This window comes from Salinibacterium xinjiangense, assembly GCF_014645015.1.
GTDB lineage: Bacteria > Actinomycetota > Actinomycetes > Actinomycetales > Microbacteriaceae > Rhodoglobus > Rhodoglobus xinjiangensis.
Map to the genome: position 1 here is coordinate 1211056 of NZ_BMLC01000001.1, position 12780 is coordinate 1223835.

The window sequence follows — 12780 nt, forward strand, 5'->3', positions numbered from 1 at the left end:
CCTACGTGGCAATGGTTGGGGCCGAGGATAAGATATCCGCATGGCCGTTACAGATGTCGCGATCCTCAAGATTAAGGAGATGATCCTCGACGGCGAACTTGCCCCCGGGGACCGACTGCCCCCGGAGAAGGAACTGAGCGAAAGTCTTGGTCTCTCCCGCAGTTCGATGCGGGAAGCCATCAAGGCTCTCGAAGTTATCCGGGTCCTCGATGTTCGGCAAGGTGACGGGACCTATGTCACGAGCCTCGAACCACGTCTTCTGCTCGAGGCCATGTCCTTTGTGGTCGATTTGCACGACGACGCGTCGGTGTTGGAGCTCTTTGCCGTGCGTCGACTTCTTGAGCCCGCCGCGACAGCCTTGGCCACCGCGCACATGACGCCGGACATCATCGAGAACCTTCGCCAGCAGATCAGCTCCGTGGACGACAAGACGAGCGTGGAAGGTCTAGTCGCTCACGACTTGGAGTTTCACGGTGCGATCGTTCACCTGGCCGGCAACTCCTACCTGACGACACTTCTCGAGTCGCTCTCGGGGCACACCGTTCGTGCCCGTGTTTGGCGGGGGCTGACGGAGGAGAACTCGGTGGCGCGAACACTCGCGGAGCACAAAGCGATCGTGGAGGCGCTTGCGATCGGAGACGCATCTCTTGCCGAAGCGTTGACCATCGTGCATGTGTCGGGGGTAGAACAGTGGCTCCGCGGCTGGAGTCAGGCCAGCGAGGCCTAGTTTCTCAACCCTTGGTCGCACCGCTGGCCGGTCCCGCGACGAACCGGTCCTGCATGGCGAAGAAGAACGCCAGCACCGGGAGTGCGGCCAGCAACGTGAATGCAAACATCGCTCCGAAATCCGCCTTGTATTGGCCGATTGATCGATAGATGCCCGTCGTGATTGTGCTGCCTCCACCCGGATCCAGAATGACCAACGGGCTGAAGAAATCATTCCAGATCCAGATCCAGACGCCGACGAAGATCAGCACGCTGGCTGTCGTCGGACGCAGCAACGGGACGACCACCTGAACGAATGTTCGCAGGTGTCCGGCACCGTCCAGCGCCGAGGCCTCCTCCAGCTCGCACGGATTGGTCTTCATAAACCGGGCGTAGACGAACCCGTCGAACGGAACGTAGAACGCGATGTTGAACAGGATCAGACCCAGGTACCAGCCCTGGAGCCCGAGGGTCTTGAGAATCACCGAGAGCGGAAGCAACAACATCTGGAACGGCAGCATGAGACCGATCAGCAGCAGACCCTGCAACAACCGCGACGTCAGACCGGTCGATCGGCCGAGGCAGTAACCGATCATTGAACCGAGCACGACGGTTCCGGCAAGTGACGGGACCACGATGAGGAAGCTGTTGAGCAACGGCCCCCGAAGTCAGGACCGTTTCCGCTGAGAACCGTGATGACATTGTCCAACGTGACGGGAGCCGGAAGCGCCGCGGGCGCCGACAGGATCTGTTCGTTGGTCTTGAAAACATTGACCAGAGCCAAGTAGAGCGGAACCCCTAACAGGGCTGAGACCATGAGGGACACAGCGAGTCAGATCAGGGTGGCCTCCCGAGGAGTCCTCCGGCGGCGGGCACGTGCGGCGGTTCGCTGGATCAACTGGACACCTCCCATCGTTGCAGAAAGCCGACAACGAGGGCCGTGGCGACCGCGGTGAAGATCAGCAGGATTATGGCCATCGCTGAGGCTAGGCCAGCGCGGTTGAGCGTGAACCCAACGCGCATTACTTCCGGGGCGACCGTTGCTGTCGCCCCGCCAGGACCGGTCCCGGTCAGCACCGTGGGGATGTCGAAAGCCTTGAACCCATTGATGAGGATCAGCGTGGCGTTGATGGTGAGCGCCGGGGCGATCAGCGGCCAGGTCACGTTGCGGAAAGATCCGGTCCAGCCGGCACCATCGATTCGTGCGGCGTCGATGAGCTCCTTGGGAACGGTCTGCAGGGCAGCCACGTAGACCACGACGGCGAGCCCGGTCGCCTGCTACCCGGTCACGAAGACCACCGAACCTTGTGCGGTGATGGGGGTTCCGAGCCAGCTCAGGGGCGATCTGCTCAAAACCGAGGGATCGAAGCAGGATATTGAGCACGCCATTGTCCGTGAGCACTCGAGACCAGATGAAGGCGACGATCACCCCGCTCAGCGCGACCGGGATGAAGAAAACGGTGCGCATGACGAAGTAGGCGCGGTTTATCTTGTCGAGAAGAAGCGCGACCGCTAGAGCGAACGCGTTCACGCGGCTGAGCGTCAGTATGGTGAGCCCAGCGGTGAAGGCGAAGCTGGAGAGGAACGTGGCATCGGCGAACAGACGGATGTAGTTGTCCAGACCGACAAACTCAGCTGGGGGGAAGAGCAGATTGCAGTTCGTGAATGAGTAGCTGAGGCTCAGGTCCAGTGGGGCGAGCACGAGCACGCCGTACACGACCAGTCCGGGAAGAGCGAAGGGGCGCCCCGAGCGGGGTCCTGCGAGCGGCTTCCGCCGCCAACCCCGGCTAAGGAGGCCAACGGCGGGAGCTTTGACTACAGAAGACAAGGGTTTCGCTTATCCCTGGGTGTTGAGGTCGTCGAATGCAGCATCCAGATTCTTAAGGAAGTCCTGCACCGAGATCGAGCCAGACAGGAGCTGCTGTGCGCCCTTGTCGAACTCAGCAGAGAATCCGGACGGCAACGCGCGGCCTCCCTGGGTCCAACCGAAGGGATCAACGTAGGTAGATTCTTCCGTGCGGCATGCAGAGACCGTGTCGAGAATAAGCCCCGCGGTGTCGCTGGGAATCTCAAAATCCTTCACCACGGGAATCAGGCTGTCCGAATTCAGTTGAGCGAGGTTGGGGCCTTTTCCGATCGCGCGAGCGACTGCGAAGGCCTTAGCCTGGTGGCGTTCTTAGTGGTCGCCGAAACCCCGAGCGCCTGCCCGTAGTTGAGGCCCTGAACGACATCTCCTGACCTGCTCGGCAGCGGAAAGACGCCCACCTTGAAGTCAGCCTTGGTGGTACCGGCCCAGATGCCCATCGGGTACATAATGCCGTCGCCGGCCGCGAATTTCGCCGACAGCTGGCTGTAGTCAATGGTGAGCGCGTCGGCGTTGAAGTACCCCGCCGCGCAGAGCGCATTCCACTTCTCCACCGCGGAGGCGAACTCCGGGTCCGTGAATGAAACCTCACCGGCCTTGCGCCGCTCAACCCAGTCAGGGTTGGCTCCGACTGCATCGGTGGTGATCATTCCGTCGAGGACGATCGTGGACGCCCACGTGTCAGCGCCTCCACCAAGAAGGAACGGGGTCAGACCTGCCGCCTCGATCGTCTTGGCCGCGGCGGTCAACTCCTCGTATGTCGTCGGGACCTCGATACCGAGGTCCTCGAGCACATCCTTGTTGTAGTAGATCATCGGGATGACCTGCGCGCCGAGGGTGAGCGCGTAGTGCTTGTCTTCCACGAGACCCGCGGTGTCGGGAGCATCGATGTCGGCGAGGTCCGCCACGTCGTAGGGCAGAAGCGCGCCCGCAGTGACGAAGTCCTGCAGCGGAACATCCCAGATCACATCAGGCAGGTTACCCATGGCGAGAAGCTGTTTAGCATATCCCTGACAGTCGAGGTTCGGTGTGTACTGGATCGTCACCTTCAGGTTCGGAAATTCTTTCTGAATCTCGGCGACCTGCTTGTTCCAGAATTCCTTGGTGAGGTTTGGGCTCTGGAACGTGAGGAAGGTGATCTCAGCGGTAGCCTGTGCGTCGCCTCCTGTTTCGGGGCTGGGGCGCTGCAGCCGGTAAGGGCGAAAACGGACACCGCCGCCAGGGCGATGGCACTCCGCATGACGTGCTTCTTCTTGACACTTCTTCGAGTCATTGTGAACAGAATTGTGGCGAGGGATCGATGATGATGCTGTGCCGCCAACGTCTCGACTAGCTCCGAGGAAGCGTCGTGTCGACGGTGACTTCCCTGCTCTAAACGTCGGAGGTTTACCTGTCAACTCTGATGGTCTCCTGGGTCTGAAGCAATAAATTCTCGAAATAACGAGAAGATACTTCGGATGTTTAGGATAGGTTGTCACTGTGACAGCATGGACCAGCCCCCGAATCCTCTCGATTGCGGACGCCTACTCGGCATTCGTTGAACCCCCGGCCTCAACCCACCCCACTCCTTTTTTTTGGTGGAGCGGCGCAGACCTCAGTCGGCCGCGGCTGGAGTGGGAACTCGATCAGCTGAAGAACAAGGGCATCGGGGGCACGATCGTTGGGTACAGCCACCTCCCGGATGGACGCCTGGATCACGGGGATCCGGCGCCGTTCACCGAGGAGTGGTGGGAGCTGTTCAGGTGGTTCGTGGACGCGAGCGCTAATCGCGGCATGACCACCGGCATCCAGGACTATGGAGTCATTGGCACCGTTCTCAAGTCGGTTGCGCCGCAGACCTCGGGGTTAAACGCAGGAACCTTGAGCAACGTCATGACGGACATCGAGGCGGGAGAGCCCGCCATCCTGGACGCGAGTGACGGTCAGATTATCTCTGCGATCGCGTGGCCCGCTTCTCTCAGCATCGGGCAGGCAATTGCTTTGGATCCCGTCACCCTTTCCTCTCCCGCTGTCGAGTGGGAGGAACGCACCGAACCCTGGCACCTCAGCGCCGTGGTGCGCACTCGAGGCAAGATCGGGCTCGACTACACGGACTTCGATCCTTTGCACCCGGACTCGGGGGCCGCGGTCATCGACACCTTCTACTCGAATTTCCAACGCGAGCTCGGTGACCTGTTTGGCACTAGTTTCCGGACGTTCTTCCAAGACGAGCTTGATCTGGGCATCACTATGCCGATGTGGAACGATGCAGTGGCCGAAGCCCTGTCGATCGAATTCCCCGAGCCGCACCTGATCCACGCGCTCTGGCATGACCTTGGCGAATGCAGCACAGCCTTTCGGTCTCGATACAGGGACACGATCGTCGATCTTCTCGTGTCGAACTACTTCCGGCCGATCTACGAATGGTTGGACGCTCGTGGTGTGCTCTTGGTTATGGACCAGATCAGCCGGGGTGACCTGAGGCTCGGCCACACCCACTACGCCGACTTCATGGAAACGATGCAGTGGTATCACGGCCCCGGCAACGATGATCCGGACCTTCGAGGGCCGCGCGGGACGGCGGCGTTCGCGATCAGCGCGTCGATCGCGCGGGCCGCCGAGCGCCCACTGGTGGTCAATGAGGCGTTCCACAGCAGCGGATGGGCCGTCACCCCTTCCGAGATCATCACCGGTGCCAACGTCGGTTTCGTCTCCGGCGCCAACCATCTCGTCATGCACGGGTTGAATTACACGACGGAGGCAGGGTGGTGGGAGTGGGCCTCGCCCGACTTCCACTTCAGGCAGCCGTGGTGGGTGCATTCCGCACCGCTGTGGAAGTACTTCGCACGCGTCAGCTCGATCCTCCGCTGCGGACTCGACGCTCAGGAGGTCGCAGTCCTCGACCCAAGCGTCGACCTCGACCTTGACCCGGACACGGGGTCTCCTGAGATCGCGCGCGAGCTGCTCACCTCTCTGCGGGCGGCGGGGCTTCCAGCCCTCGCGATCTCCCAGAGCACGCTTGCCGCCGCACCCGTGAGTGATCACGGTCTCCAGGTCGGCGGCATGCCACTGCGCGTCATCGTGTTGCCCGGCATGCGGACAGTGCGTGACTCCATCCTCGGGATCCTGTCCGCTTTCGTTGCAAGCGGTGGTCAGGTCATTGCCGTGGATGACCTTCCTCGGCGCACCGAATCCCGCTCACTGGGCGTTCATGACACCGCCGGATGGACGCTCGCGAACTCGATCACGGACGTCATCGCAGAGTTGCGCAACAGCCCGGCAGTCACCCCGACCGCGCCAGGTTTGATGGTTGCCCACCGTCGGCTGGACGACGCTGATATCTTCTTCATCGTCAACTCGACCGATGCGCCGATCGAGGCGCCGTTCATCCTGACCGATGCCCGTCGCCTGGTCGAGAGCTGGGATCCCTGGACGGGTCGGGCGACAGCAGCCCGGCGGTCGGACGGAGCCATCACGCTCCGGTTGGAGGCGGGTCGCGCGGAGGTCCTGGTCGTGCTTGACCAGAGCGATGATCTCGCGCTGGAAGCGATCGACCTGCCAAGCCGGACCTCCCCGTTGCCAGACGCCTGGACCGTCGAGTACCTGTCGGGGCTTGCCAACAACTACAAGGACTTTGCGCTCGATGAGCGACTGGATTTGGGGATCGAGACGGTGCGGTTCACTGTCGAGAACACTACGAAACCCGCAAGAGCTGACGTCGGCACGCGGTTCTTCGTGCTGGGCCCCGTGCGTCCCGAAGAATCACTGACGGTTGAAAAACGGCTTCTGATGAGCGAGCCCGACTTCGAGACGCCCATCGGAAATCTGTCTTGGCGGCCGTACGACTTCTCGCCCAGTTGGGGCATCGATGACGACCCTTTGCAGCGAGACCTCATGATCGGCCCCCACGGCCTCAAAGGTGCGCGGGATGACTTCCTCGATCCCCTCGTGCTTGACCCGATCATCGCCCCCGGATCGCTGTATTACTTTTGCTCGCGTGCTCCGACACCCGAGGGCAGCGAACTCCTCCGCGCAGGCAGTCGCGCACGCTTCACCGTATGGATCGACGGGCGGTTGGCGATTGACAACGCGATCGAGGAACCCGCCGCGTGGTACCCACCATGGTCCTTGCGCGATCTCCGGATTACCGGATCGTCCACTCATGTCGACACACCCCATGATTTCTCGGTCGTGCTGATCAAGCTCACCGTCTCTGCCGATCAACCAACGCGCGGGTACGTCGTGCTCGGCGGGAGTGAGACGGCATCCCCGACCCTGGCCACCATGCGATGGTGGGAGGGGAGCGATCCTGCACGCATGTTTCAACCACGGGCCAAACACGCCGGTGGCGTGCGAGCCTCGCTCACGATGCCTCCGGGCAGCCGCAGCGCAGAGGTGAGAGCGATCGGCCCCGTCGTCACCGCCACCGTAAACGGATCCGAACTTCATGTCGTGGCGATGGATGCGAGCCCGGCGCGTGGTGAACCACTGGTTGTGTCAACGATCACAATTCCTGACGACCTGAACGGAATGCTCGATATCACTGTGCGGGGAGCCGTCGATTTGGGGAATACGGGAGGCATCTTCACGAGCCCGATCCGCTGGACCACTGCGCCCCAGCGCGTGCCGCTGGCTTCGTGGGCGAACTGCGGGCTCGCGGACTTCTCCGGACGGATGAAGTACACGACCACGTTCACGTGGACCCGTCGCCCCGGAGGCGTAGGACTCGGGCTACAGGGTCTCGTCGGCTCGGCTGAAGTGACTCTCAACGGCCAGACGCTCGGGATCCTCTTCGATGAATCGACGACGCTCGACTTGTCCGGTGCCGTTCTCGACGGCGACAACGTCATCGAGATCGAATGCGCCAACACCCTCGGCAATTACTACGGGCGGTGGCCGACGCCATACGCCTCCACCTCGGATGCGGGAGGCGGCTTTCGTGCGGCGGTGCTGGTGTCGGCGGAACTCGACGGCTAGGTGTGCCACTGCCGGCGGCCTTCGACGGAAGAACTTGCGCGCACCCGGAACGACGGGTTGCGCGCCGCAATGGGTCTTGCGTGGTGGCTGAACTCGCCGATGTTGTGTGAGTAACTTCGGTCGCTTCCTGCGGACCATCGCACGATGGCTTCCTTCGGCAATCAGAACGGGATCGATCCGGACTTCGAACCGTGGGCGAAGGGTGAGGCCTTCACGCAAGTACTGAGCAATTGCAATCGCGGCCGACACGGGCGGCAAACTCAACTGGGCCCTGTCCGCGGACTCGATTCGCTCATATCCATCAAAATCGCGCGACACCCCAACACCACGCAAGATATTCTTCTCAAATCACAAAACCGGCCGCACCGTAGCCTCTGAGATTGCAGAACCGGCCCGTCCCGGAGCCAGCCGCACCACCACCTCCCCGTGACTCGACACGTGCTCTTGCAACACCTGATAGGGGCGCTGGGAAGGTGTGAACCGAGCGTGAAGGTGCTCGCGTCGGCTCGTTTCGATCATCTCGGCACCCGACCCAGGGGCGACCGGCGGCCAGTAGCGGCCGCCATGGACGTCGACCGGGGTGACGAAGTGCTCGTGGAGATGGTCGACGAACTCAATCATCCGGCCCTCGCTGCTGCCGGAAACAGCCACCGCATCGAACATCGACAGATGCTGCACGAGTTCGCACAAGCCGACTCCGCCCGCGTGGGGACAGACAGGTACATCGAAGCGGGCCGCGAGAAGCAGGATCGCAATGTTCTCGTTGACGCCTGCGACACGGGTCGCATCGATCTGCAGGACCTGCAGGGCCCCCGCTTGGAGGAATTGCTTGAACATGACCCGATTGGCCATGTGCTCACCGGTCGCGATCCGCACGGGCGACACGGCCTGCGAAATCGTGGCGTGACCAAGCACGTCGTCCGGACTTGTGGGCTCCTCAACCCAGGCGACGTCGAACGGGGCAAGGGCCTTGATCCAATCGACCGCCACGGGTACATCCCAGCGCTGATTGGCATCTACCGCAATTCGAATATCGGGCCCGACGGTCTCGCGGGCGATCTTCAGTCGGCGCACGTCATCGTCCAGGTCGGCACCGACCTTCAGCTTGATCTGCGTGAAGCCGTCCGCGACAGCCTCACGGGAGAGACGACGCAGCTTGTCGTCGTCATACCCCAGCCAACCGGGAGTGGTGGTGTAAGCCGGATATCCTCTCGCGTGCAGTTCAGCGATCCTCTCTTCTCGCCCGGTGGCGGTGCGTCGCAGGATCTCCAGGGCTTGCTCGCGAGAAAGGGCATCGGTGAGGTACCGGAAGTCGACGAGCTCGACCAGCTGCTCTGGAGTCATCCGGCAGAGCAGAAGCCAGAGAGGTAGGCCGGCTCGTTTCGCTTTGAGATCCCATAGAGCGTTGATCACTGCGCCGATCGCCATATGCATGACGCCCTTCTCAGGGCCTAACCACCGCAACTGGGAGTCGTGCACAAGATCGCGCCAGGTCTGACCCATTGATGCGAGCAACTCCTCAACATTGCGACCGACGAGGCGCGATTCGAGTGCCGCGATCGCAACCTGCTGCACATCGTTGCCGCGGCCGATCGTGAAGACGAACCCGTGGCCTTCCAGGCGGTCAGCGGCATCGGTGACGATCCGCACGTAGGCGGCGGAGTAGTCAGGGTCGGCATTCATCGCATCGGAGCCGTCAAGGCTCGTTGAAGTGGGGAACCTGACATCACTGGTTTCCAGTGCCACGATTTCAGACAAGAAACTCTCCTTTAGCACGCAAGTCGAGCATAGACATCCGATGTATTTGATGTCAAGTTCCTCTTAGGGGGCGGTCGTAACAGCTTTCACTTCCGATAGCTCGGAGGTTTAATCCAAATGCCATAGTTCGTCGGCGTCGGCCCACAGGGTGCCGGGCTCGGCGCCGGAAACGGGAATCTGACACGGGTCGGTTAACTGCCACCACTGCCGCGTCGTCGGATCGGCGGCAATCAACTCGCAGTCCCGCTCGAAGTCGCCGCCGCGGTACTCGAAGTATGCGATGAGCAAGTCATCACGGATGAAGATCGAATAGTTCGTGATGTTGCTGGCGGTGAGGCGCTCCTCGACCTGAGGCCACACTGCGGCGTGAAGCCGGAGGTACTCATCGCGCTTTTCAGGTCGCACGTGGACCAGTTGGACGTGCCGTTTCATGATGTTCCCGCGCGGCTGGAGAGCCCATAAACCGACGTGGCCGTTCCGCGCCACAAAGAGTCGCGTTCGGCGGCAGTCAAACCGGGGATCGCCGCCTCTACAAGATTTACGACTTCGCCATACTCCGCCGCCAGCAGGGAGACCGGCCAGTCGGAGCCGAACATGCATCGATCGGGGCCGAAGAGTTCCAGTGCTGCGTTGATGTAGCGCTTCAGGTGCTGCGTTCGCCACGAGCGCCAGTCGGCCTCAGTGACCAGTCCGGAAATCTTGCAGAACACTGCAGGATGCGAGGCCATGGCCACCATCCACGCGTACCAGCTGGACCACTCCCCGGCGGCGATCTCGGGTTTCGCCAGGTGGTCGATCACGAAATATTGATCGGGCATCGACGCCACCAGCCGCAATGCGGCCGGCCGTTGTTGTCGGCGCACCAGCAGATCGAACGGAAGGCCGGCGTCACGGACCGCGCCGAGCCCCTGGATGACCTCCGCCCGGACGAGCCACGCGGGATCAGGTTCATCCTGAGCCTGATGCCGGATACCGACCAACGGCAGGTTGGAGAGCTGCATCAGCCGCTCAGAGACCCCTGGCCGCAACAGGTCCACCCAACCCACGACTCCCAGGATCAAATCCGAGCTCTGCGCTGCATCGAGGAGCCAGCGCGTCTCCTCATCCGTGGAGGTAGCTTGCACGACCACCGTGCCCTTCACGGGGAGTTCGGCGATCGCCGCCGAGAGATCCGATGACTCGAAGGCCCGATCGAGTGAGGGCACGTCCGAAAGCCATGGGTACCGACGCGAGCGGGGATCCCAGAGATGGTGATGGGCGTCGATAATCACACCCTCCCGGATCGTCACGGCGTGCGCATCCTGAGATTCTGCATCCCGCCGTCGACCGCAAGACTAGCTCCCGTCGTCGACCCCGCGCCCGGACTCGCGAAGTAGAGAATTGCCTGTGCGATCTCTCCCATCGACACCAGTCGCCCGTGCGGCTGTCGCGCCGCGAGCGCCGCACGCTCCGCGTCCGGATCCGGCGCCGTCGCAAGAAGCCTGCCGACCCAGGGGGTATCCGCTGTGCCCGGATTAACGCAGTTGACGCGAACTCCATCCGCCAGATGGTCTGCTGCCATCGCCCGCGTCAACGCCAGGACGGCTCCCTTGCTCGCGCTGTAAAGAGCGCGTTGCGGTAGCCCGGCCGTTGCAGCGATGGAAGCCACGTTGACAATGCTTGCCGTCGGCGAGGCCCGCAGCCAGGGCAGCGCTGCTGAGGCCACGCGTGCCATTCCCGTCACGTTCACGGAGAGCACTCTGGCCCATTCAGCGTCATCGACGACCTCGACCGAGCCCTGTGCACCGATGCCGGCGTTGTTGACCAGAATGTCGATCCCGCCGTACTGAGCGACGACCTCGGCGATCGCCGCCTGGACCGACGCGCTATCGGAGACGTCGGCGCTGATCGCTAGGCCTCGAGGATCGGCACTCTCCACATGAAGGTCGAGCACGGCCACGCGTGCACCGAGGTCGAGCAGTTGGCGGGCAACCTCTGCTCCGATGCCTGATGCGCCTCCCGTGATGATCGCGACACGATCGATGAACTCTGATGTCATTCCCGTCCTCCTCATGCTTGGCCAAACACTTGACGCTGGCGCCCGAGACCCTCGATTTCGATCTCGACCACATCGCCCGCGCGCAGATAGGGAAACCTGCCCGACAAAGCGACGCCTTCCGGCGTACCGGTGAGCACCACGTCGCCGGGCTCCAAGGCGAGGAACTGGCTCAGGTGCCAGATCACGTAGTCCACATCGAAGATAAGGTCGGCGCTGTTGGAGTCCTGACGAGGCTCTCCGTTCACCCAACTTCGCAGCCTCAGATCGCTTGAATCGATCTCGTCGGCCGTCACGAGCCAGGGACCGAGGGGGCTGAACCCCGGAGCTGACTTCCCCTTGCTCCACTGGCCGCCGGAGACTTCGAGTTGGAACTCGCGCTCGGACAGATCATTGGCCGCGAGGAAGCCTGCGATGTGCGCCCGAGCCGCGGCCGGGGAGTCGAGATAGAGGGCACGAGTGCCAATGACGACACCGAGTTCGACCTCCCAGTCGGTCTTCCGGCTCTGACGAGGGATGTCGACGGGGTCGTTCGGGCCCACGACCGTGTTCGGCGTCTTCAGAAAGACGATCGGCACCTCGGGCGGCTGTGAGCCGGACTCCGCAGCGTGTGCGGCATAGTTCATCCCGATGCAGATGAGCGCACTCGGTCGGGCCACGGGCGCGCCGATGCGAAGAGTCTCAGCGCCAACCAACTCGGGTAAGCCTCCACTATTCACGACCTCAGCAAGGTGTGCGAGACGGGATGGAGAAAGGGTCGACCCGTCGAGATCGGAAACCACCGAGCTCAGGTCGATGAAGCGATCGCCGATGACGGCGACCGGAATTTCGGAGCCCTGCGCTCCCAGTCGTGCCAACTTCATTGATCCGCCTTCCTTGTCAGGGATACCATACATCGGATGTCTCGTCTTTACTGTGCACCTGAGCACGGCGAGCGAGTCAGCCACTAGACGACTCGGCAGACAAAGGCCGCCGCACCCCGCCGAGCAGGAGGGGCAATGTGCTGCTTGGAACCCCGCCACAGCATCGACCGTGACCCACTGAGCGCCGGCGGTGCAATGCGGCTCTCTGGGCGACGTGTGCCCGGCCCCTTGCATTGGAGGATTCGATGCGGTCACGTCCCCCGGCCGGGCTGCACGTTAGCCCCAGCTGATCAATTGACCAAAGGTCAATAGGTCAACTTCGCCCGTTGGTCAGATCCCATATAAACACTCGGCTCGGACTCCATGTGGAGATCAGATATCAGCCCAGAAACGGTCTCAGATGATTTCAAGTGTGGGCAGGATGTGGGCAGAAACCACAACAGGCCCGACCGCATTCCTATGATGTCTCAGGACATCGGTAAGACTTAGAGAGTTTGGCGTGGTCCGCGTGGTCCGCGTGGTCCGCGTGGTTCGTGTGGTTCGTGTGGTTGGCCGCTGCCGACGTGTTTGGTTCCAAGTTCCGGCCAGGGGTGCTCGAT

Annotated in this window: 11 protein-coding genes and 1 pseudogene; 3 read left to right on the forward strand and 9 right to left on the reverse strand. The window is 62.2% G+C overall.

Features of this window, described 5'->3' with window-relative positions; translation table 11 throughout:
- Positions 1-40: 40 nt before the first annotated feature.
- The gene (locus IEW81_RS05685; RefSeq protein ID WP_097060050.1) at positions 41-727 is read left to right on the forward strand and encodes a FadR/GntR family transcriptional regulator; all 687 of its coding nucleotides are present in this window, start codon (positions 41-43) and stop codon (positions 725-727) included.
- 4 nt (positions 728-731) lie between these two features.
- Here IEW81_RS05685 and IEW81_RS05690 read toward each other — a convergent pair whose 3' ends face one another.
- Both IEW81_RS05690 and IEW81_RS05695 read right to left on the reverse strand, forming a co-directional pair.
- The gene (locus IEW81_RS05690; protein WP_218839984.1) at positions 732-1340 is read right to left on the reverse strand and encodes a carbohydrate ABC transporter permease; all 609 of its coding nucleotides are present in this window, start codon (positions 1338-1340) and stop codon (positions 732-734) included.
- 259 nt (positions 1341-1599) lie between these two features.
- Positions 1600-1968: pseudogene (locus IEW81_RS05695) on the reverse strand (carbohydrate ABC transporter permease); the annotation flags it as partial.
- 52 nt (positions 1969-2020) lie between these two features.
- Between IEW81_RS05695 and IEW81_RS05700 the strand changes: the two are divergent.
- Positions 2021-2221, forward strand: coding sequence for a hypothetical protein (locus IEW81_RS05700; RefSeq protein WP_097060048.1), 201 nt, complete (start codon positions 2021-2023; stop codon positions 2219-2221).
- A gap of 321 nt (positions 2222-2542) precedes the next feature.
- On the opposite strand, the gene IEW81_RS05705 is transcribed toward IEW81_RS05700, so the two are convergent.
- Complete coding sequence (locus IEW81_RS05705; RefSeq protein ID WP_097060047.1) at positions 2543-2791, reverse strand: hypothetical protein; 249 nt, start codon at positions 2789-2791, stop codon at positions 2543-2545.
- Between the two features lie 20 nt (positions 2792-2811).
- Positions 2812-4047, reverse strand: a complete 1236-nt coding sequence (locus IEW81_RS05710; protein WP_188732675.1) for an ABC transporter substrate-binding protein — start codon at positions 4045-4047, stop codon at positions 2812-2814.
- A 1-nt stretch (position 4048) separates the two neighbouring features.
- Between IEW81_RS05710 and IEW81_RS05715 the strand changes: the two genes are divergently transcribed.
- Complete coding sequence (locus tag IEW81_RS05715) at positions 4049-7525, forward strand: glycosyl hydrolase (protein ID WP_097060045.1); 3477 nt, start codon at positions 4049-4051, stop codon at positions 7523-7525.
- 348 nt (positions 7526-7873) lie between these two features.
- Here the strand turns inward: IEW81_RS05715 and IEW81_RS05720 are convergent, their stop codons facing one another.
- From IEW81_RS05720 to IEW81_RS05740, 5 genes are all read right to left on the reverse strand, one after another.
- Positions 7874-9283: an L-fuconate dehydratase gene (locus IEW81_RS05720; protein ID WP_097060044.1), complete on the reverse strand. Its 1410-nt coding sequence runs from the start codon at positions 9281-9283 to the stop codon at positions 7874-7876.
- A 108-nt stretch (positions 9284-9391) separates the two neighbouring features.
- Positions 9392-9715: an L-rhamnose mutarotase gene (locus tag IEW81_RS05725; RefSeq protein ID WP_097060043.1), complete on the reverse strand. Its 324-nt coding sequence runs from the start codon at positions 9713-9715 to the stop codon at positions 9392-9394.
- Complete coding sequence (locus IEW81_RS05730) at positions 9712-10554, reverse strand: amidohydrolase family protein (RefSeq protein ID WP_218839983.1); 843 nt, start codon at positions 10552-10554, stop codon at positions 9712-9714. Before IEW81_RS05730 ends, IEW81_RS05725 begins: the two co-directional genes overlap by 4 nt.
- Positions 10555-10568: 14 nt before the next feature.
- Positions 10569-11321, reverse strand: a complete 753-nt coding sequence (locus IEW81_RS05735) for an SDR family NAD(P)-dependent oxidoreductase (protein WP_097060042.1) — start codon at positions 11319-11321, stop codon at positions 10569-10571.
- An 11-nt stretch (positions 11322-11332) separates the two neighbouring features.
- Complete coding sequence (locus IEW81_RS05740) at positions 11333-12181, reverse strand: fumarylacetoacetate hydrolase family protein (protein WP_097060041.1); 849 nt, start codon at positions 12179-12181, stop codon at positions 11333-11335.
- Positions 12182-12780: the final 599 nt, after the last annotated feature.

Excerpts from the sequence above, each read along its gene's own strand:
- IEW81_RS05685 (WP_097060050.1), top strand. The coding sequence starts at position 41 with ATGGCCGTTACAGATGTCGCGATCCTCAAGATTAAGGAGATGATCCTC.
- IEW81_RS05700 (WP_097060048.1), top strand. The coding sequence starts at position 2,021 with ATGGGGGTTCCGAGCCAGCTCAGGGGCGATCTGCTCAAAACCGAGGGA.
- IEW81_RS05725 (WP_097060043.1), bottom strand. The coding sequence starts at position 9,715 with ATGAAACGGCACGTCCAACTGGTCCACGTGCGACCTGAAAAGCGCGAT.
- IEW81_RS05735 (WP_097060042.1), bottom strand. The coding sequence starts at position 11,321 with ATGACATCAGAGTTCATCGATCGTGTCGCGATCATCACGGGAGGCGCA.
- IEW81_RS05740 (WP_097060041.1), bottom strand. The coding sequence starts at position 12,181 with ATGAAGTTGGCACGACTGGGAGCGCAGGGCTCCGAAATTCCGGTCGCC.